Here is a 20,554-nt window from a genome sequence, read left to right on the forward strand (position 1 = left end):
GCGGCGAAGGCAGCAGGGCCAAGCTCAAGGCTGCGGCGTAGTCGCCGGCTTGCCTGCGGCCGGGGTACCGTCGGCCGGCTTGCCCTCCACCGGCGTGCCATCGGTCGACGGCGGCGCGGCGTTAACGTCCTTGCCGTCGCGCACCTGCGCGCGCACCACGCTGTCGATCCGGCGCAGCATCGAGGCCGACATCTCGCGGCGCAGTTCGTCGGCCAGGATCTCGCGCTCGGTGGAGGTACCGGTGGCGTCGGTCGGCGGGGAGACGTAGTCGCGCGACAGCTCGATCACCTGCTGCGGCACCAGCACGCTGCCATCGGCGCGGCGGAACACGAAGATCGCCGCGTAGCGCAGGCTGTATTCCTGGGCGCGGCCTTCGGCATCGAGCGCGATCGGCAGGTCGCCCCAGCGCTCGGACAGCACCTCCAGACGGGCCACGCCGGCGTTGACGTCCTTGGGCGCGATCTGCGCGCCGGCCGCGCGCAGGCCGCGTTCGAGCAGCTTGGCCAGCTCGCTGTACGGCGCCGAGGACACCACCTTCACCGACGGCGTATCGGCCGGCAGGGTCAGCTTGTTGCGCAGGTGGAAACCGCAGGCGGTCAGGGACGCCGCGAAGACGAGAGCGAGCAGGAGTCGGGTCATGGACACAGTCTGGAGGAGCCGGCTGGGCGCGGCAACAGGCGGCTAGCCTGCCGTACGTCGCGTGAACGCGGGTTGAGACCTGCCGCGCCGCACGGCCGCGACGCGGCCGCAGCGGCGCGCCGGCTCACGCCGCCACCAGATTCACGATCTTGCCGGGGACGATGATGATCTTGCGGATGCTCAGCCCTTCCAAGAACTTGGCCGCATTCGGCTCGGCCTGGGCCAGCGCCTCGATCTGCTCGCGCGGGGTGTCGGCGCCGACCTCGATGGTGCCGCGCAGCTTGCCGTTGACCTGCACCGCCAGAGTCACCGCGTCGCGTACCAGCGCGGCCGGGTCCGGCTGCGGGAACGGCACGTCCTCCAGCAGCGTCGCCGGATGGCCCAGCGCCTGCCACAGCGCGTGGCTGGCGTGCGGGGTGATCGGGTTGAGCAGCAGCACCGCCGCTTCCAGCGCTTCCTGGCGCACCGCACGACCCTGATCGCCGGCGTCGTCGAACTTGGCCAGCGCGTTGGTCAGCTCCATCACCGCGGCGATGGCGGTGTTGAAGCTGTGGCGGCGGCCGTAGTCGTCGGCGACCTTGCCGATGGTCTCGTGGGTCTTGCGCCGCAGCGCCTTGTGCTCGGCATTCAGCGCGGCCGGGTCCAGCGCCGGCGCGGCGCCGTCGGCGACATGCTTGTGCACCTGCGCCCACAACCGGCGCAGGAACCGCGCCATGCCGTCCACGCCGGCCTCGTTCCACTCCAGCGACTGCTCCGGCGGCGCGGCGAACATCGAGAACAGGCGCACCGTGTCGGCGCCGTACTTGCCGACCATCGCCTGCGGATCCACGCCGTTGTTCTTGGACTTGGACATCTTCTCGGTGCCGCCGATCAGCACCGGCTGGCCGTCGCCGCGGTGCACCGCGCCGATCACCCGCGCCTTGTCGTCGCGCTGCACGTCCACGTCGGCCGGGTTGATCCAGTCCTTGGAACCGTCCGGGTTCTGCCGGTAGAAGGTCTCGGCGATCACCATGCCCTGGGTCAGCAGGTTGGTCGCCGGCTCGTCGCTGTCCACCAGGCGCGCGTCGCGCAGCAGCTTGTGGAAGAAGCGGAAGTACATCAGGTGCAGGATCGCGTGCTCGATGCCGCCGATGTACTGGTCCACCGGCAGCCAGTAGTTGCCGCGCTTGTCGACCATGTCCTTGGCGCCGGGCGAGGTGTAGCGCGCGTAGTACCAGCTCGACTCCATGAAGGTGTCGAAGGTGTCGGTCTCGCGCTCGGCCGCCGCGCCGCACTGCGGGCAGGTGGTCTTGCGCCATTCCGGGTCGGTCTTCAGCGGCGAGCCGGTACCGCTCAGGGCGACGTTCTCCGGCAGCAGCACCGGCAGCTGGTCTTCCGGCACCGGCACCGCGCCACAGCTCTGGCAATAGATCACCGGGATCGGGCAGCCCCAGTAGCGCTGGCGGCTGACGCCCCAGTCGCGCAGGCGGTAGTTGACCCGGCGCTGGCCCTGGCCCTTGCGCTCGAAGCGCTCGGCCAGCGCCTCGAACGCGCCCTGGAAGTCCAGCCCGTCGAACTCGGCGGAATTGACCAGTTCCAGCTCGCGGGTCTTGTCGCCGTACCAGTCCTGCCAGCGGCTCGGGTCGTAGCTGCGCTCGTCGTCGTTCTTCGGCGCCTTCAGCGCGATCACCTGGCGGATCGGCAGGGCGTACTTGCTGGCGAATTCGAAATCGCGCTGGTCGTGGCCGGGCACCGCCATCACCGCGCCGGTGCCGTAGCCCATCAGCACGAAGTTGGCGACCCACACCGGCACCTGCTCGCCGCTGATCGGGTGCACCGCGGTCAGGCCGGTGGCCATGCCGCGCTTTTCCTGGGTTTCCAGTTCGGCCTCGGAGACGCCGCCCTGCTTCAGCTCGGCCAGCAGCGCGGCCAGCTCGGGATTGGACTTGGCCGCGTGCAACGCCAGCGGATGCTCGCTGGCGATGGACACGAAGGTCACGCCCATCAGCGTGTCCGGGCGCGTGGTGAACACGCGCAGCGGGTCCAGCGCGCTGCCGTCGGCGTCGCGCACGTCGAACTGGATCTCCAGGCCCTCGGAGCGGCCGATCCAGTTGCGCTGCATGGTCTTGACCGACTCCGGCCAGCCCGGCAACTGGTCCAGGCCGTCCAGCAGTTCCTGCGCGTAGTCGGTGATGCGCAGGAACCACTGCGGGATCTCGCGCTTTTCCACCAGCGCGCCGGAGCGCCAGCCGCGGCCGTCGATGACCTGCTCGTTGGCCAGCACGGTCTGGTCGATCGGGTCCCAGTTGACCACCGCGTTGCGGCGGTAGGCCAGGCCCTTGCGCATCAGCCGGGTGAACATGCGCTGCTCGTGTACGTAGTACTCCGGCCGGCAGGTGGCGAACTCGCGCGACCAGTCGATGGCGTAGCCCAGCGACTTGAGCTGGCTGCGCATGTGGTCGATGTTGGCGTAGGTCCACTTCGCCGGCGCGGTCTTGTTTTTGATCGCCGCGTTCTCGGCCGGCAGGCCGAACGCGTCCCAGCCCATCGGCTGCAGCACGTTCTTGCCGATCATGCGCTGGTAGCGGCTGATCACGTCGCCGATGGTGTAGTTGCGCACGTGGCCCATGTGCAGCGCCCCGGACGGGTACGGCAGCATCGACAGGCAGTAGAACTTGGGCTTGTCGGAGGTCTCGTCGACCTCGAAGGCGCGGGTGGCGTCCCAGAACTGCTGGGCGGAGGATTCGACCTGCTGCGGGTCGTAGGCGGTGGGCTCGACGGCGGACATGGAAACGGGCAAGGGCCAGGCGGCAACAAAGCGGCCAAGGGTACCGTAGCGCGGCAAGCCGCTCCAATCCCGGCGACGGGCGGCAGCGGCGCGGGACGCCGCGGCGGCGCCTGGCAGGCGCCGGAACCGCGGCTGCAACGCGATTGGCGACGCCGGGCCGCACGCCGGCGTCGGTCCTGCGGCAGCCCGCCTCGAAGGCCGACTGCGCAAGCCCGACCGGGTCAGCCGCGGTGCGGGACCCTCGTTGGCCCCGGCCACCAGGCCAGCAACGCCAGCCAGCCCCACCACAGCAGGAACACCAGCCGCTGCGCCAGCGCCGGCGACAGCAGCCGATCCAGCGCGAACGCGCCCAGCGTCACCAGCAGCGCCATCGCCAACGCCAGCGCGGCCCAGCCGCGCGCGGTCGGATCGCGGCGCGCGCCCAGCCCCAGCAGGGCCGCGGCCGCCACCAGCGCCACCACCCACAGCAACCACGCGCTGGCATGCAACTCGGTCGCGCGCGCCTCCAGGTCGGTCGGGTCCAGCGGCAGCAGGCCCATGCCGGCGAAGGCCAGGCCGGCCAACAGCAGCAACTGCCCACCGACCCGCAGCGACCAGGGCGCGTGGCGGCCGGCGCGGCGCAGCAGCCGCAGCGCCAGCGCCATCGCCAGGCACCCGGGCAGCACGAATGCCAACAGGTTGAACGCCCAGGCGTGCGGGATGCCGCGCGCGCCGAGCAGGGCCAGCGGATGCGACCACGGCAGATAGCCGGGCAGCACCGCGCCGAAGCCCAGCATCGCCGCCACCGAGGCCACCGCCAGCAGCGGCCCGATCCAGCGCAGCACCCGTTCGCTCACCTCGCCCATCCGTTCCCGTCCTTTCGCGCCGCCATGGCGCCTCCAGCCCGGCATTGTCGCCGCTGCGGCCGCGGCCGGCACGCGCGGCGTGGCGGCGCCGCCCTTGCATCGGCGCCGCGACGCCTCCATACAGAGCGTCCTCTCGCCTGCGATGACACTGCCCATGTCCGACACGCCCCACGTTTTCGACGCCAAGACCGAGACCTTCGAAGCCGACGTGCTGCAGCGCTCGCTGCAGACCCCGGTGCTGGTGGACTTCTGGGCGCCCTGGTGCGGCCCGTGCAAGACCCTGAGCCCGATCCTGGAAAAGCTGGCGGCCGAGTACAACGGCGGCTTCGTGCTGGCCAAGGTCGACGTGGACCAGGAGCAGCAGATCGCGGCGGCGTTCCAGATCCGCTCGGTGCCGACCGTGTTCCTGGTCAAGGGCGGGCAACTGGTCGACGGCTTCCCCGGCGCCCTGCCGGAGGGCCAGTTGCGCGAGTTCCTGACCCAGCACGGGATCGTGCCGCTGGCCGCGCAGGAACCGGCCGAGGACGTCCCGGCGGCGCCGCTGGATCCGCAGGCCGAGGTGCAGCGCCTGCGCGAGGCGGTGGCGGCCGAGCCGGACAAGGACGAACTGAAGCTGGATCTGGCCCTGGCCCTGGTCAAGGTCGGCGCCGCCGCCGAGGCCGAGACCCTGATCGACGCATTGCCGGCCAATCTCGCCACCGACGAGCGCGCGGTGCGGGCACGGGCGCGACTGGGCTTCGTCGGCGCGCTGCAGGCCGCCCCGCCGCTGGAGACCCTGCAGGCCACGCTGGCGCAGGATCCGGCCGATCTCAAGGCGCGCTACCTGCTGGGCGTGCGCCACCTGGTCGGCGGCGACGACGCGGCCGCGCTGGAACAGTTCCTGGAGATGCTGCGCCAGGACCGCGCGTTCGAGGACGGCCTGCCGAAGAAGGCGCTGATCGATGCGTTCCGGGTGATCGAGGACGAGGATCTGGTCGGGCAGTACCGTCGGAAGATGTCCGCCCTGTTGTTCTGAGATTACAATCTCAGGTCCAGCGGCTGACTACGGCGTCTCCAGCCGCTGCGACGGACGGACGCGACCCGGCCTGACCCCAGGATGCCGCGATCAGGGACGAACGCCGCCTGCAGCCCCGCAGGCAGCGCCGGCCTGGTCTTTTGCCGGATGTATGCCGTGAACCAGTTCGATCGCCGCATGGCCTCGCCCACCCGCACCTCGTGGGCAGGCACACGCAGACTGGCCGGCCTGCTGTGCTGGATTGGCCTGCTGCTCGCCCCCACTGCGATGGCGCAGGACTGGCACTACCGGGTGCGCCCCGGCGATACGCTCTGGGATCTCGGCCGGCTGTATCTGCGCCCGGGCATGGACTGGGCGCGGTTGGGCCAGCACAACCAGGTCGCCGATCCGCAGCGGCTGGTGCCGGGATCGCGCCTGCGGTTTCCGATCGCCTGGCTGCGCGTGCAACCGGCGCCGGCGCGGCTGGTCGCCCTGCGTGGACAGATCAGCGTGCAGACCGCCGACCGGGCGACGCTCTCGGCGCAGCAAGGCATGCCGCTGCCGATCGGCAGCGCCCTGCAGACCGGTGCCGATGCCAGCGCGACCGTGCAGTTCGCCGACGGCTCGCGCATGCAGGTGCGCGAGAACAGCCTGGTGCGCTTCGACCAGCTCGTCCGCTACGGCGCCACCGGCATGGTCGATACCCGGGTGCGGCTGGAGAAGGGTCGCACCAGCAACGACGTCATCCCCACCACCGGCCCCGCCTCGCGCTACATCATCCAGACCCCGTCCAGCACCAGCAGTGTGCGCGGCACCCGCTTCCGGGTCGGCGCCGGCAGCGACAGCGCGTTCGCCAGCACCGAGGTGCTGCAGGGCGCGGTGCGCGTCGCCGGCCAGGGCGGCCAGCGCCTGCTGCAGCCAGGCGAGGCGGCGCGGGTCGCCACCGGGTCGGCGCCGCGGCAGGAAGCGCTGCTGCCGGCGCCGATCCTGGACCTGGCGCACAGTCGCCTGCAGCGTCCGCCCTACCTGCTCGCCTGGGCGCCGCTGGCCGGCGCCAGCCACTACCGCCTCGAGGCGGTGGACGCGCAGCAACGCGAGGTGCTGCGCTTCGCCCAGGAAACCGAGACCACCGCACTGGCGCTGGACGCGCTGCCGGCCGGCGACCTGCGACTGCTGCTGCGTGGCGTCACCGCCACTGGCGTGGAAGGCGAGGACGCCGAGCAGCCGCTGCAGGTCTCGGCCACGCCGCTGCCGCCGCTGACCGTGCAGCCGCTGCACGAGCAGCAACTGCGCATCGCGCGGCCGCGCTTCGCCTGGACCCGCAACCCGGAGGCGACCAGCAGCGTGCTGCAAGTGGCGCGCGATGCGCAGTTCCAGGACCTGCTGCTGGAGCAGGAGACCGACGCGACCCGTCTGCGCGCGCCGCAGCCCCTGCCGCCCGGCACCTACTTCTGGCGCCTCGCCTCGCGCGATGCGCAAGGCCGGCAAGGCCCGTTCGGGCAGGCGCTGACGCTGCATCTCAGCGATACGCCGGTCGATCCCGGCCTGGCGCCGGCGCAGGCCGAGCGCAGCACGCTGACCCTGCGCTGGCAGCCGGATCCGGACGCGCACCATTACCGGGTGCAGCTGGCGCGCGATCCCGCGTTCCGCCGCGGCCTGCTCGAACGCACCGTGACCCAGCCGCAGGTCGCGCTGCCGCGGCCGCGCCGCGGCACCTGGTACGTGCGCATCCAGACCCTGGACGCCGACGGCGAGGCCGCGCCGTTCTCGACGCCGCAGACGCTGGACCTGCCCTGCCGCTACTGCAAACTCGGCATGGCCGGCGGCGCGCTGCTGCTGTGGCTGGCGTTGTGAACGCCACGCTGCTGCGACACGTGCTGGTGGCGCTCGTCGCAGCCGCACTGGCCGCGGCACTGAGCCTGGGCGATGTCACCGGGCGACTGGACAACGCGCTGTACGACGCGGCAATCGCGCAGGCGCCGCGTCCGGCCGATCCGCGCATGCTGCTGATCGCCATCGACGACCGCAGCCTGCAGGCACTGGGCCAGTGGCCATGGCGACGCGACCTGCACGCGCGCCTGCTCGACCGGCTCAGCGCAGCGGGCACCGAGCGGGTGGCGCTGGATCTGCTGTTCAGCGAACCCGACCTGCAACACGCCGACGACGATGCGCGCCTGGCCGCGGCGCTGCGGCGCAATGGCCGCACCGTGCTGCCGGTGATCGGCAGCGCCAGCGGTGCGGACATGCCGCAGGAGCTGCTGCCGATCCCCGCCATCGCCACCGCCGCGGCGGCGCTGGCGCACACCGACCTCGCCGTCGATGCCGACGGCATCGCGCGCGGCGTCTACCTGCGCGCCGGGCTCGGCAGTGCGCACTGGCCGGCGCTGGCCGCGGCCCTCACCGGCCGCGCGCTGCCGCCGGCGCCGGCCACCACCGACGCACCCTATGCCTGGCATCGCGCGGACTACGTCGGCCTGCGTTTCGCCGCGCCGTCGGCACCGTTCGCGCAGGTGTCCTACGTCGACGTCGTGCAGGGCCGGATTCCGCCGCAGTCGCTGCGCGGACGCCTGGCGATCGTCGGCGTCACCGCCACCGGTCTGGGGCAGCGGGTGATGACGCCGATGTCCGATGCGCGCTGGATGAGCGCGCCCGAATACCAGGCCAACGTCGCGGCGATGCTGTTGCGCGGCGACCCGATCCTGCCGTCGTCGCGCACTGCCCAGGTGGCCGGGTCCACGCTGCTGGTGCTGCTGGCCTGCCTGGGCACGCAGTGCGCCGGTGGGCGCCGACGGCGCTGGCTGGTGCCGCTGGCGAGCATGGCGGTGGTCGCCGGCGGCAGCCTGCTGTGGCTGCTGCTCGGCAGCCGCTGGTTCGCGCCAGGAGCGGCCCTGCTCGCCCTGGCCATCGTCGCCGCCGGTCAGTTGTACCTGCACGCGGCACGCTGGCGCCGCCAGGCGCATCGCGACGCTCTGACCGGTCTGGTGAACCGCCACGGCTTCGAACAGGCGTTCGCCCAGGCGCTGGACGAGGCGCGGCGCAGCGGCCGGCCGCTGACGCTGATCATCGTCGATGTGGATCATTTCAAGCGCTACAACGACACCCTGGGCCATCGCACCGGCGACCGCGCGCTGAAGCTGGTGGCCGCCGCGGTGGCGCGGCATGCGCGACATCCGCGCGAGGTCGCCGCGCGCTTTGGCGGCGACGAGTTCGCCATGATCCTGCCCGCCACCGATGCCGCCGATGCCAGCCGCATCGCCGCGGCGCTGGTCGAGGAGATCCGCGGGCTGTCGCTGCGCGCGCCGAACGGCAGCGTCGCCATCACCGCCAGCCTGGGCGTGCACAGCGCCACCGCGACAGCGCTCACGTCGGAGCGCGCGTTCTTCGAATCCGCCGACGCGGCGCTGTACCGGGTCAAGCGCGACGGACGCGACGGCTACGCGCTCAGCGACGCGACACCAGCACACCATACGCATGCGTCTGGTAACCTGCCGCACTCCGATCCACCCACTGCCGCGCAATGAAGCCATCGCTGTTCCGCCTGGGCCTGAACCTGTGGCCGCCGTTCCTGTGCGCCGGCATCCATGTGACCGAACTGAGCGCGGACTACCGCCACGCCCGCGTCGAACTGCGCATGCGTCCGTGGAACCGCAACTACGTGGGCACCCATTTCGGCGGCAGCCTGTTCGCCATGACCGATCCGTTCTGGATGCTGCTGACCATGCAGAACCTGGGGCGCGACTACTACGTCTGGGACAAGGCCGGCAGCATCGAGTTCGTGCGCCCGGGGCGCGGCACGGTCAGCGCGCGGTTCGATCTGGACCAGGCGCTGCTGGACGAACTGCGCGCGGCCACCGCCAGCGGCGACAAGCATCTGCGCTGGTTCGAGACCGACGTCGTCGACGCCCAGGGCGAGGTGGTGGCGCGGACGCGCAAGCAGCTGTACGTCAAGCGCAAGCCGCCGCGTTAGCGCGCCTGCCGCCCGCGGGTTCGCCAAGGCCGGCGCCGCCTCTGCGCATGCAGGCGGGTACACATCGCATGCGATACCGACCGCGCCGTCAGCGTGCGCGGCGTCGCGAGGCGGGCCGCATGGGCGGGCCCCGGCCCAATCGCAGCTGCACGGCCGCGCCGCGAGACCATGCGGCGCCGCACCAACGGCCATCACGCACCGCTACACTACGCGGATGTCGCCCGATCTCTCCGCTCCCGCCCCCCGCCCGTCCCTGCAACGGCTGTTCTTCACCGGCCTGCTGACCCTGTTGCCGATCTGGCTGACCTGGGTGGTGGTCAAGTTCGTGTTCGTGCTGCTCTCGGGCATCAGCAGCCCCTGGGTGGTGCCGCTGTCGGTGCGCATCGCCGCCTCGTTCCCGCGCGAGCTGGGCTGGGCCACCGCGCAATGGGTGCAGAACACCATCGCCCTGATCGCCACCCTGGCGGTGATCCTGCTGGTCGGCATCCTCAGCCGGCGCATGATCGGCCAGCGCCTGCTGCGCTGGTTCGAGGCCGTGATGCGCCGCATCCCGCTGGCCAGCGTTGTCTACGACAGCGTGCGCAAGCTGGTGGACATCCTGCAGACCCAGCCCGGCAGCACCCAGCGCGTGGTGCTGATCGACTTCCCGCACCGGGACATGAAGTCGGTGGGCCTGGTCACGCGGGTGATCAAGGAACACGGCACCGGCCGCGAGCTGGCCGCGGTGTACGTGCCGACCACGCCCAACCCGACCTCCGGCTACCTGGAAATCGTGCCGGTGGAACTGCTCACGCCCACCGACTGGAGCGTGGACCAGGCCATGAGCTTCATCATCTCCGGCGGCGCGGTGTCGCCGGAGAGCGTGCCCTTCACCCGCACCGTGGACCGCTGACGCCGATGCGCCGCGGCACGCTCGACGATCGCGCGGTCCGGCTGTTCATCGCCCTGGCGGCGTTCTTCTGCGTCAACGCCGCGCTGGCCGAGTTCATCGGGGTCAAGATCTTCGCCCTGGAAGACACCCTGGGCATCGCGCCGCTGAACTGGAACCTGTTCGGGCAGACGGGCTCGATGAACTTCACCGCCGGCACCCTGCTGTGGCCGCTGGTGTTCATCCTCACCGACACCATCAACGAGTTCTTCGGCCGCCGCGGCGTGCGCTTCATCTCCTGGCTGGCGGTGGGGCTGATCGGCTATGGCTTCCTGTTCGCGTTCGCCGCGATCGCGCTGGCCCCAGCCGGCTTCTGGGTCACCGCCGCGCAACACCAGGGCGTGCCCGACTACCAGGCCGCGTTCGCCGCGGTGTTCGGCCAGGGCATGTGGACCATCGCCGGCTCGCTGGTCGCATTCATGGCCGGCCAGCTGATCGACGTGGCGGTGTTCCACCGCATCCGCAGCGTGACCGGGGAGAAGCACGTGTGGCTGCGCGCCACCGGCTCCACCGCGGTCTCGCAGCTGATCGACAGCTTCGTGGTGATCTACATCGCCTTCGTGCTCGGCCCGCAGCACTGGTCGATGCAGCTGTTCCTGGCGGTGAGCACGCTGAACTACATCTGCAAGATGCTGCTGGCGGTGCTGCTGATCCCGCTGCTGTACCTGATGCGGCGGCTGATCACCGACTATCTGACCCCCGAACGCGCCGAACAATTGCGCGAGGAAGCCGCCGCCAACTGAACGCCGGCACACGCGCGAGCGCACCGCACGCGCTTGCGCGCGGCCATCGTGCAGCGCCGCAGAGGCCGCTGCCGCCTGGCCCGTCGCGACACGGCGCCCGCCCGCGACAGGGCGGTGGGCGCCCGCAGGCAGCGGCCATGGGTGGCCTCGGCGGTGCGGATCGGGCAAGCTCCCCGCTCGCTTGTCGTTGGAGCCCGCAATGCCGCCCCGCTTTTCCCGCCTGCTGTCCCTGGCCATCGCCACCGCCCTGAGCCTGTCGCTGGCGGCCCCGGCGGACGCGGCCAAGAAGAAGACCACCAAGCAGACCACCGCGCAGACCCGCGCCAAGGCGAGCAAGGCCCGCAAGGCGCGGCCGGCGCCGGCCCCGGTGGTGCTGACCAAGGCGCAACAGCTGAACCGGCTGTACGACGACTACTGGGAAGCCTCGCTCAAGCTCAATCCGCTGCAGGCGACCTTCCAGGGCGACAGCCGCTACAACGACCAGTTGCCGAACTTCCTCTCGGCTGCGTTCCGCCAGCAGTCGCACGACTTCACCGTGGAGTGGCTGGGCAAGGCCGAGGCGATCGGCAAGGACGGCCTCAGCGGCCAGGACCTGCTCAGCTACGAGATCTTCGTCGGCGACGCGCGCAACGCGCTGGAGGCGGAGAAGTACCCGAGCTGGATGCAGCCGGTGAACCAGTTCTACAACGTCGGCAGCATCATGGTGATGCTCGGCTCCGGCACCGGCGCGCAGCCGTTCCGCACGGTCAAGGATTACGACAACTGGTCGCGGCGCGCGCTCGGCATCCCGGCGCTGTTCGACCAGGCCATCGCCAACATGCGCGAAGGCATGAAGGCCGGCGTGGTGCAGCCGCGCGCGCTGATGGAGAAGGTGCTGCCGCAGCTCGATGCGATCATCAAGCCCACCGCCGAGGAGAGCCTGTTCTGGGGCCCGGTGCGCAACCTGCCGGCGGACATTCCGGAGGCCGAGAAGCAGCGCATCACCGCCGAATACAAGCGCATGATCGAGTACCGGATCATGCCCGCCTACCGCGCGCTGCGCGGCTTCATCGCCACCGAATATCTGCCGGCCACGCGCAATACCGCCGGCATCGGCGCCCTGCCCGGCGGCGATGCCTGGTACGCCTGGAACGTGCGCCAGAGCACCACCACCGACCTGACCCCCGCCCAGATCCACCAGATCGGCCTGGACGAGGTGGCGCGCATCCAGGGCCAGATCCAGGCGGTGATGAAGCAGGTGCGCTTCCGCGGCTCGATGCAGAAGTTCTTCAAGTTCATGCAGACCGACAAGCGCTTCACCTTCAAGAGCGAGGACGAGCTGCTGAGCTACTACCGCGGCCTGGAAGGCCGGGTCGACGCGGCGGTGCCGCGCATGTTCTCGCTCAAGCCCAAGGCCGCGTTCGAAATCCGCCCGGTGGAGCCGTACCGCGCGCAGTCGGCGGCCAGCGGCTCGTACATGCGCCCCAGCGAGGACGGCCGCCCCGGCATCTTCTACGTCAACACCTACGACCTGCCCAGCCGCAAGACCTGGGATGCGGAAGACCTGTACCTGCACGAGGCCATTCCCGGCCACCACTTCCAGCTCGGCCTGCAGCAGGAGCTGACCAACCTGCCCAAGTTCCGCCGCTTCGGCGGCGAGACCGCCTTCATCGAAGGCTGGGGCCTGTACGCCGAATCGCTGGGCAAGGACCTGGGCCTGTACCAGGATCCCTACAACTATTTCGGCTACCTGCAGAACGAGCTGTGGCGCGCGATCCGCCTGGTGGTGGACACCGGCCTGCACAGCAAGGGCTGGACCCGCGAGCAGGTGATCGACTACATGCTGCAGAACTCGGCCACCAGCCGCACCGACGCCGAAGCCGAGGCCGAGCGCTACATGGCCATCCCCGGCCAGGCGCTGTCCTACAAGATCGGCGAGATGAAGATCATGCAACTGCGCGACTACGCGCGCGCGCAACTCGGCGACAAGTTCGATATCCGCGAGTTCCACGCCGAAGTGCTGAAGGATGGCTCGGTACCGCTGAACGTGCTGCAGGAAAAGATCGAGCGCTGGGTGGCGAGCAAGAAGAAGGGGTGAGCGGGAAGCCGCTCCTTCGGCGGAACATGCGACCTGAGGCGTCGCGGGATCGTCGCAGGAGCGGCTTCAGCCGCGATGGTGCCTTGCTGGTGAAGCCCGGTCGCGGCTGAAGCCGCCCCTACGGGAAAGCAGCCGCCGCACGGAGGCAGATAGCACGCCAGTTCCACCAGGACATGAGCGCGCACGAACCCATTGTGGGAGGGACTTCAGTCCCGACGCGTTGTAGTGAAGGGCGTCGGGACTGAAGTCCCTCCCACAAACGGCCAAGGCGATCGATCAGCGCCGACACCCACTGAAAACCGACGGCGAAGGCATCGCGCCGTCGCGTGCAAGGCGACCCGCCCTCTCTAAGACGATGCCAGACGCCGCGCCAGCTGCGCGATGTCCTGCGGGGTGGTGCGGCAGCAGCCGCCGATCAGGCGGGCGCCGGCCGCACGCCAGGCGGCGAGGTGGTCGACCAGGGCGCCGGCATCGGCGCTGTCGGCCTGCCAGCATTTGCGCTCGGCGTCGTAGCGCTCGCCCGCGTTCGGATACACCACCAGCGGCAACCGCGTCAGCGTCGCCAGATGACGCAACGCCGCAGTGGCCAGCGACGGCGCGACGCAGTTGACGCCGAGCGCGACCACCTGCGGATGGCCGTCGAGCAACGCCACCACCTCGCGCAACGGCGTGCCGTCGCTGAGATGCGTGGCATCGCGCAGGGTGCAGGCGAACCAGGCGACAACCCCAGGAAACTCCTCCAGCACCTGCAGCAATGCCACCATTTCCGCCAATGACGGCTGCGTCTCGCAGGCCAGCAGATCCACGCCGGCTTCCATCAACGCGGCGATGCGCGGGCGGTGGAAGTCCCGCAATGCCGCCTGCGGCAACGTGTAGTCGCCACGGTATTCGGACCCGTCGGCCAAGTAGGCGCCATACGGACCGACCGAGCCGGCGACCAGCAAGGCATCCGCCTGCGGATGCCGCGCGAGATGCGCCTGCCGTGCCTGCTGCGCCAGTTCGACGCTGCGTGCGATCAAGCGATGCGCTTGCACGAGGTCGATCCCGCGTGCGGCATACCCCTGCGGCGTGGCCTGGTAGCTGGCGGTGATCGCGCACTGCGCACCGGCGGCGAAATAGTCCTGGTGCACCTCGCGGATCAGGTCCGGTTGTTCCAGCAGGATCTTCGCCGACCACAGCGGATCGCGCAGATCGCAGCCGCGACGCTCCAGTTCGGTGGCCAGCGCGCCGTCGAGCACCAGGCACCGGTCCTCGGCCAGCAGCGCGGCAAGCGGGTTGTGCGGCATGGCACGGCCTCGCAGCGATGGAATGCGCAGTGTCGCAGACGGCACGCGCACCGGTGCGGCCGCACCGCTGCGCTATGCTTCTCCCATGGATTGCCCCGTTTCGCTCGCCCCGACTCAGCGCATGACCTTCACTACGCTGACACCGATGCTGCGCTGTGCCAACCTGACCAGGGCATTGGCGTTCTACACCGAAACGCTGGCGTTTCGCCTCGACAGCGGCACGGTGGCGGCGGGCTGGGTGTCGCTGCGGCACGGCCCGCTGGCACTGATGCTGGCCACGCGACTGTCGGAGGACGATGCAACCGTCTCCGATGTCGCCTGCTCGCTGTACTTCCGCACCGACGAGGTCGATGCCTGGTGGCAGCGGCTGCATCCGCATGGGCGCATCGTCTATCCGTTGCAAGACTTCGACTACGGCATGCGCGAGTTCGCGATCCACGATGCGGACGGCCATCTGCTGCAATTCGGACAGACGCTGTGCCGATGAGCCTGACCCTCGATGGCCTGCACCACGTGGCGATCATCGCCTCCGACTACGCGCGCTCCAAGGACTTCTATTGCCGCCTCCTCGGCCTGCCGGTGATCGCCGAGGTGTATCGCGAAACCCGCGACTCCTGGAAGCTGGACCTGGCCCTGCCCGACGGCAGCCAGCTCGAACTGTTCTCGTTCCCGACCCCACCGCCGCGACCGAGCCGCCCGGAAGCCTGTGGGCTGCGCCACCTGGCGCTGCGCGTGCGCGACCTGGACGCCGCCGTCGCGCACCTGCAGGCGCACGGCGTGGAGGTCGAACCGATCCGTGTGGACGAGTACACCGGCCGCCGCTTCACCTTCTTCGCCGATCCCGACGACCTGCCGCTGGAACTGTACGAAAGCGGCTGAACGCCCACCGCCGGCCACGCTGAACCGCATGCCGCAGTGCGGATTCCCAGCACCATACGCTTGGGTATACAGTCGGATCAGGCCGGCATCGCGCCGGCCGCACCGGACATCCCTCGGGAGGGGAACATGCGCACGACCTTCAAGACCCTGATGCTGGCCCTGCCGCTGAGCGCGGCGGCATTCATGGCGCACGCCGCCGACACCTCGCCGGTCGGCCGCTGGCAGACCATCGACGACGAAACCGGCAAGCCCAAGTCGATCGTGCAGATCGAACAGGCCGCCAACGGCACACTGAGCGGCAAGGTGGTCGAGATCCTGCAGTCCAACCACGGCCCCAACCCGATGTGCGACAAGTGCGACGGCGAGCGCAAGGGCAAGCCGATCAAGGGCATGACCATCCTGTGGGGCCTCAAGCCCGACGGCACCGCGGTATGGGACGGCGGCTCGGTGCTGGACCCGGCCAAGGGCAAGACCTACAAGGCCAAGGTCACCCTGACCGACGGCGGCAAGAAGCTGCAGATGCGCGGCTACATCGGTATCGAGGCGCTGGGGCGGACGCAGACCTGGATCAGGGAGTAGAAGCTGGGAATCGGGAGTGGAGAATCGGGAATCGTAAAGAGCGGCATCTGCCGGCCTGAGACCACCCCATTCCGACAAGGCGCCTGCAAAGGCGCCTTTTTCGTGGCCCATCAGTTCGCAGGCCACCGCTCTTGCCATTCCCCATTCCCGACTCCCCATTCCCAGCTCCATGCAATAATCCCCGGCCCCCAGAAACGCCGGCCGCCATGACCACCGCTCTCGTCACCACCGCCCTGCCCTATGCCAACGGACCGCTGCATCTGGGGCATCTGGTCGGCTATATCCAGGCCGACATCTGGGTGCGCGCGCGGCGGCTGCGCGGCGACCGCACCTGGTTCGTGTGCGCCGACGACACCCACGGCACGCCGATCATGCTGGCCGCCGAGAAGGCCGGGGTCACCCCGGAGAGCTTCATCGCCGCCATCCAGGCCAGCCACGAGCGCGATTTCGCCGCGTTCGGTGTGGCCTTCGACCATTACGACTCGACCAACTCGGACGCCAACCGCGCCCTGACCGAGGCGTTCTACGCCAAGCTCGACGCCGGCGGCCACATCGCGCGGCGCTCGGTGGCGCAGTTCTACGACCCGGCCAAGGGCATGTTCCTGCCCGACCGCTACATCAAGGGCATCTGCCCGAACTGCGGCAGCGCCGACCAGTACGGCGACAACTGCGAGGTCTGCGGCGCCACCTATTCCCCGACCGAACTGAAGGAGCCCAAGTCGGTGATCTCCGGCGCCACGCCGGAGCTGCGCGATTCGGAGCACTTCTTCTTCGAGGTCGGCCGCTTCGACGGCTTCCTGCGGCAGTGGCTTGCCGGCGACGTCGCCCTGCCCGGGGTCAAGGCCAAGCTGATGGAATGGCTGGACAGCGAAGGCGGCCTGCGCGCCTGGGACATCTCCCGCGATGCGCCGTACTTCGGCTTCCAGATTCCCGGCCAGCCGGGCAAGTATTTCTACGTGTGGCTGGACGCGCCGATCGGCTACCTGAGCAGCTTCCAGACCCTGTGCGCGAGCCTGGGCGAAGCGTTCGAGCCGCACCTGGCCGCCGGCACCGCCACCGAACTGCACCACTTCATCGGCAAGGACATCGTCAACTTCCACGGCCTGTTCTGGCCGGCGGTGCTGCACGGCACCGGGCACCGCGCGCCGACCCGGCTGCACGTCAACGGCTACCTGACCGTCGACGGCGCCAAGATGTCCAAGTCGCGCGGCACCTTCGTCATGGCCCGCACCTACCTGGACGTGGGCCTGGAGCCGGAAGCGCTGCGCTACTACTTCGCGGCCAAGTCCTCCGGCGGCGTCGACGATCTCGACCTGAACCTGGGCGACTTCGTGGTGCGGGTCAACGCGGACCTGGTCGGCAAGTTCGTCAACCTGGCCAGCCGCTGCGCAGGCTTCATCGACAAGCGCTTCGGCGGGACGCTCGCCGACGCGCTGCCGGATGCGGCGCAGTACGCGCGCTTCGTCGCCGCGCTGGCGCCGATCCGCGAGGCTTACGAGCGCAACGACCCGGCCAGCGCGATCCGCCAGACCATGGCCCTGGCCGACGAGGCCAACAAGTACATCGACGAACACAAGCCCTGGGTGCTGGCCAAGCAGGACGGCGCCGAAGCGCAACTGCAGGCCGTGTGCACGCAGGGCCTGAACCTGTTCCGGGTGCTGGCCGCCGCGCTCAAGCCGGTGCTGCCGCGCACCTGCGCCGAGGCCGAGGCGTTCCTGTCGGCCCCGCTCACCGCCTGGGAAGACCTCGACGCCCCGCTGCTGGCGCACGCCATCCAGCCCTACGCCCCCCTGTTCACCCGTATCGACCCCAAGCTGCTCGACGCCATGACCGACGCCTCCAAGGACACCCTCGCCCCCACTCCAACTGCCGCGCCCCCCGCCAAGCAGGAAGCGAAGGCCGCCACCAATCCTCAATCCCCAATCCCCAATCCCGGCCACATCGGCATCGACGACTTCGCCAAGCTCGACCTGCGCATCGGCAAGGTGCTGGCCTGCGAGTTCGTCGAAGGCTCGGACAAGCTGCTGCGCTTCGAACTGGACGCCGGCGAGCTGGGCAAGCGGCAGATCTTCTCCGGCATCCGCGGCAGCTACGGCGAACCGGAAAAGCTGGTCGGCCGCAACGTGGTGTTCATCGCCAACCTGGCCCCGCGCAAGATGCGCTTCGGCCTCAGCGAAGGCATGATCCTGTCGGCAGGCTTCGACGGCGGCGCCCTGGCCCTGCTCGACGCCGATAGCGGCGCGCAGCCGGGCATGCCGGTGCGGTAAGGCCGGGAAAGGAGAATCGGGAATCGGGAATCGCAGAGCTGCAGCCCACCGCCAGACCCGCTTTTACGATTCCCGTTTCCCCATTCCCCATTCCCATGGACCTGGCCCTTTTCGACTTCGACCACACGGTCACCACCGCCGATACCTATTCGGGATTCCTGCGCCGTGTGGCCACGCCGGCGCAGCAGGCGCGGGCGCGCTGGGCGGTCGGGCCGTGGCTGGCCGGCTATCGGCTGGGCCTGGTGTCGGCGGCGACGTTGCGCACGCGGGTCACCCGGCTGGTGTTCGCCGGCCGCGATGCAGACGAGATCGCCCGCGAGGCCGAGCACTATGCGCAGCAGGCGCTGCCGCCGCTGCTGCGACCGGACATGATGCAGCGGATCGCCTGGCACCAGGCCCAGGGGCACACCGTGGCGCTGGTCTCCGGTTCGCTGGATCTGTATCTGCGGCCCTGGTGCACGCAACATGGGCTGGACCTGATCTGCAACCATCTGGAAGTGCAGGATGGGCGCCTGACCGGCCGCTATCGCCACGGCGACTGCGGCCCCCGCAAGGCCGCGCTGATCCGCATGCAGTACGACCTGAACGCCTATCGGCGCATCCATGCGTACGGCGACAGTCGCGAGGATCGGCCGATGCTGGCGCTGGCGCACGAGCGCTGGTACTGCGGGCGCCGGATCGCCTGAGCCGACGACACTGCCCGATGCGGCGCCGTCGGGCGAACATGGGCACCGCGTTACACTGTGCGGGCTGACCACGCCGATGCATCTTCTTCGCTCTGTAGTCCCCGCGGCGCTGCCGCGCGCCGCCTCCGCCATGACGCCCGCCCACGCCCCGCTGCTCGAACGTCTCGATCGCCTGCTGCCGCAGACCCAATGCGGCCAGTGTGGGTTCGACGGCTGTCGTCCCTATGCAGAGGCGATGGCCGCCGGCACGGCGCAGGTGGACCGCTGCCCGCCCGGCGGCGACGCCGGCGCGCGCGCCCTGGCGCGGGTGCTCGGCGTCCCCGCCCTGCCCTATGACCGCAGCCGCGGCACGCACACGCCGCCGCAGGTGGCGTGGGTGGTCGAGGCCGACTGCATCGGCTGCACCAAGTGCATCCAGGCCTGCCCGGTGGACGCCATCGTCGGCGGCGCCAAGCACATGCACACGGTGCTGGCGCCCTTGTGCACCGGCTGCGCGCTGTGCCTGCCGGCCTGTCCGGTGGACTGCATCGTCCTGCGCTGAGACAGCCGCTGCAGCGCGAGCGCCACGGCGGGCGCATCCGGATCGGCACCCGCCGCGTATGTCCTGGTGTCATCCCACCGGAGCGCCGTGCATGCCGACGTCGACCGCCGCCTTCCCGCTCATCCGAGCGCACCTGCCGCTGGCCCTGGCCCTCGGCGCCGCCGCCCTGGTCGCCGCCGCGCCTGCGCGGGCGATGCTGCACTACGAGGGCATCGCCTATGCCGCCGACGGCAAGCAGGTGCTGTACCGCGAAAGCCACTGGGTCCGCGAGGATGGCGCGCGCCTGGTGCTGTACCAGTGCACCGACGGCGCCGCGTTCGCGCGCAAGCGCGTGGACGATGGCAGCGCCGCGCCGGACTTCGAACTGGTCGATGCGCGCAGCGGCTACCGCGAGGGCGTGCGCCGCAGCGGCAGCGGGCGCGAGATGTTCAGTCAGGCCAAGGGCCAGGCCGAACGCCGCGCGCCGTTGCCCAAGAGCACCGAGGCGCAGGTGATCGACGCCGGTTTCGACGCCTACCTGCGCCAGCGCTGGGACAGCCTGGGCAGCGGCGGACCGCAGCGCATCGCCTTCGTGCTGCCCAGCGAACTGCGCACGCTCGACTTCCGCATCACCCCCGGCCCTGCCGATGCCGAGATGCAGCGCTACACCCTGAGCCTGGCCGCCTGGTATGGCACGCTGCTGCCCGACCTCAGCGTCGCCTACACGCGCAAGGACCGGCGTCTGCTCGAATTCCGCGGTGTCGGCAACATCCGCGACGCGCGCGGCCGCTACCCGAGCGTGCGCATCGACTTTCCCGAACGCCTGCGCGGCCAGGCCGACGATGGCGCCTGGCAGCAGGCGCTGCAGCAACCCCTGGTCGCGCAATGCAGCGCGCGCTGAGCCGCGCCGCCAGCGCATTCACGTCGGCCCCCGCCGCACCCGCTACAACCATGCCTGCGCATCGCCCGCGCATCGACGAGGACACCTCATGGCCAAGGCCTACCTGTGGTTCAACGCCGCGCTGTACGCGCTCCTGGCCGTCTGGTGCACGCTGTTGCCGGCGCAGACCGCCGCGGCGGTGGGCTATGTCGGCCTGGACCGCTCCGGCCAGTCCGAATACCTGGTCATCTACGGCGGCCTGCAGTTGGGCATGGCCTTCCTGTTCGGCTACTTCGCCCGCACCGGGCAGTTGCGCACCGGCCTGCTCCTGGCGCTGGCGTTCTACGTGCCCATCGTGCTCTACCGCAGCGCCAGCCTGCTGCGGCTGTGGCCGGTCGGCCCGACCACGACCGGCCTGGCCGCGTTCGAGATCGTCCTGCTGCTCACCGCGTGCGTACTGTGGTGGCGCCAGCGCGCCTGAGCGACGGGCGCGGCGA

19 protein-coding genes are annotated in these 20,554 nt (G+C 70.3%); 15 read left to right on the top strand and 4 right to left on the bottom strand.

Annotation, left to right across the window (positions count from 1 at the left end; translation table 11 throughout):
* Positions 1-24: 24 nt before the first annotated feature.
* The 3 genes from lptE to SLW56_RS01735 form a co-directional block, all read right to left on the bottom strand.
* On the bottom strand, positions 25-639 hold the full coding sequence (lptE, locus tag SLW56_RS01725) for an LPS assembly lipoprotein LptE (protein ID WP_295908629.1): 615 nt from the start codon (positions 637-639) through the stop codon (positions 25-27).
* Positions 640-763: 124 nt separating this feature from the next.
* Positions 764-3,406 (bottom strand): leucine--tRNA ligase, encoded by a 2,643-nt coding sequence (leuS, locus tag SLW56_RS01730; RefSeq protein WP_152238278.1) that lies wholly within the window; start codon positions 3,404-3,406, stop codon positions 764-766.
* A gap of 221 nt (positions 3,407-3,627) precedes the next feature.
* Positions 3,628-4,251, bottom strand: a complete 624-nt coding sequence (locus tag SLW56_RS01735; protein ID WP_320694265.1) for a DUF998 domain-containing protein — start codon at positions 4,249-4,251, stop codon at positions 3,628-3,630.
* A 154-nt stretch (positions 4,252-4,405) separates the two neighbouring features.
* Here SLW56_RS01735 and trxA point away from each other — a divergent pair, with 154 nt between their 5' ends.
* From trxA to SLW56_RS01770, 7 genes are all read left to right on the top strand, one after another.
* On the top strand, positions 4,406-5,266 hold the full coding sequence (trxA, locus tag SLW56_RS01740) for a thioredoxin (protein WP_267096834.1): 861 nt from the start codon (positions 4,406-4,408) through the stop codon (positions 5,264-5,266).
* Between the two features lie 156 nt (positions 5,267-5,422).
* Positions 5,423-7,099, top strand: coding sequence for a FecR domain-containing protein (locus SLW56_RS01745; RefSeq protein WP_320694266.1), 1,677 nt, complete (start codon positions 5,423-5,425; stop codon positions 7,097-7,099).
* The gene (locus SLW56_RS01750) at positions 7,096-8,766 is read left to right on the top strand and encodes a CHASE2 domain-containing protein (protein ID WP_320694267.1); all 1,671 of its coding nucleotides are present in this window, start codon (positions 7,096-7,098) and stop codon (positions 8,764-8,766) included. The genes SLW56_RS01745 and SLW56_RS01750 overlap by 4 nt, the downstream gene beginning before the upstream one ends.
* Positions 8,763-9,212: a DUF4442 domain-containing protein gene (locus SLW56_RS01755; RefSeq protein ID WP_152238282.1), complete on the top strand. Its 450-nt coding sequence runs from the start codon at positions 8,763-8,765 to the stop codon at positions 9,210-9,212. Before SLW56_RS01750 ends, SLW56_RS01755 begins: the two co-directional genes overlap by 4 nt.
* Before the next feature lie 214 nt (positions 9,213-9,426).
* A complete protein-coding gene (locus tag SLW56_RS01760) occupies positions 9,427-10,104 on the top strand; it encodes a DUF502 domain-containing protein (RefSeq protein ID WP_017910205.1) in 678 nt (225 codons plus the stop codon).
* On the top strand, positions 10,101-10,883 hold the full coding sequence (locus SLW56_RS01765) for a queuosine precursor transporter (protein WP_320694392.1): 783 nt from the start codon (positions 10,101-10,103) through the stop codon (positions 10,881-10,883). Before SLW56_RS01760 ends, SLW56_RS01765 begins: the two co-directional genes overlap by 4 nt.
* A 199-nt stretch (positions 10,884-11,082) precedes the next feature.
* Positions 11,083-12,960, top strand: a complete 1,878-nt coding sequence (locus SLW56_RS01770) for a DUF885 family protein (protein WP_150410298.1) — start codon at positions 11,083-11,085, stop codon at positions 12,958-12,960.
* A 347-nt stretch (positions 12,961-13,307) separates the two neighbouring features.
* Here SLW56_RS01770 and mmuM read toward each other — a convergent pair whose 3' ends face one another.
* Complete coding sequence (mmuM, locus tag SLW56_RS01775) at positions 13,308-14,246, bottom strand: homocysteine S-methyltransferase (protein WP_152238284.1); 939 nt, start codon at positions 14,244-14,246, stop codon at positions 13,308-13,310.
* Here mmuM and SLW56_RS01780 point away from each other — a divergent pair.
* From SLW56_RS01780 to SLW56_RS01815, 8 genes are all read left to right on the top strand, one after another.
* Complete coding sequence (locus SLW56_RS01780) at positions 14,245-14,733, top strand: VOC family protein (RefSeq protein WP_226977723.1); 489 nt, start codon at positions 14,245-14,247, stop codon at positions 14,731-14,733. The genes mmuM and SLW56_RS01780 overlap by 2 nt on opposite strands.
* 2 nt (positions 14,734-14,735) lie before the next feature.
* Positions 14,736-15,125 (top strand): VOC family protein, encoded by a 390-nt coding sequence (locus SLW56_RS01785; RefSeq protein ID WP_198526537.1) that lies wholly within the window; start codon positions 14,736-14,738, stop codon positions 15,123-15,125.
* A 126-nt stretch (positions 15,126-15,251) separates the two neighbouring features.
* On the top strand, positions 15,252-15,704 hold the full coding sequence (locus SLW56_RS01790; protein WP_017910211.1) for a DUF2147 domain-containing protein: 453 nt from the start codon (positions 15,252-15,254) through the stop codon (positions 15,702-15,704).
* A 206-nt stretch (positions 15,705-15,910) separates the two neighbouring features.
* A complete protein-coding gene (metG, locus tag SLW56_RS01795; RefSeq protein ID WP_320694268.1) occupies positions 15,911-17,971 on the top strand; it encodes a methionine--tRNA ligase in 2,061 nt (686 codons plus the stop codon).
* A gap of 95 nt (positions 17,972-18,066) precedes the next feature.
* Positions 18,067-18,657 carry an HAD family hydrolase gene (locus tag SLW56_RS01800; RefSeq protein ID WP_320694269.1) on the top strand — a complete coding sequence of 197 codons (591 nt, stop codon included), beginning with the start codon at positions 18,067-18,069 and terminating at the stop codon, positions 18,655-18,657.
* 76 nt (positions 18,658-18,733) lie between these two features.
* Positions 18,734-19,198 carry an Rnf electron transport complex subunit RnfB gene (rnfB, locus tag SLW56_RS01805; protein ID WP_081613384.1) on the top strand — a complete coding sequence of 155 codons (465 nt, stop codon included), beginning with the start codon at positions 18,734-18,736 and terminating at the stop codon, positions 19,196-19,198.
* A gap of 91 nt (positions 19,199-19,289) precedes the next feature.
* Positions 19,290-20,078 (top strand): hypothetical protein, encoded by a 789-nt coding sequence (locus tag SLW56_RS01810; RefSeq protein ID WP_320694270.1) that lies wholly within the window; start codon positions 19,290-19,292, stop codon positions 20,076-20,078.
* A gap of 88 nt (positions 20,079-20,166) precedes the next feature.
* On the top strand, positions 20,167-20,538 hold the full coding sequence (locus SLW56_RS01815) for a DUF4345 domain-containing protein (RefSeq protein WP_267081743.1): 372 nt from the start codon (positions 20,167-20,169) through the stop codon (positions 20,536-20,538).
* The last annotated feature ends 16 nt before the right edge of the window (positions 20,539-20,554 follow it).

The sequence above is a fragment of the Xanthomonas sp. LF07-6 genome, from assembly GCF_034105445.1.
GTDB lineage: Bacteria > Pseudomonadota > Gammaproteobacteria > Xanthomonadales > Xanthomonadaceae > Xanthomonas_A > Xanthomonas_A sontii.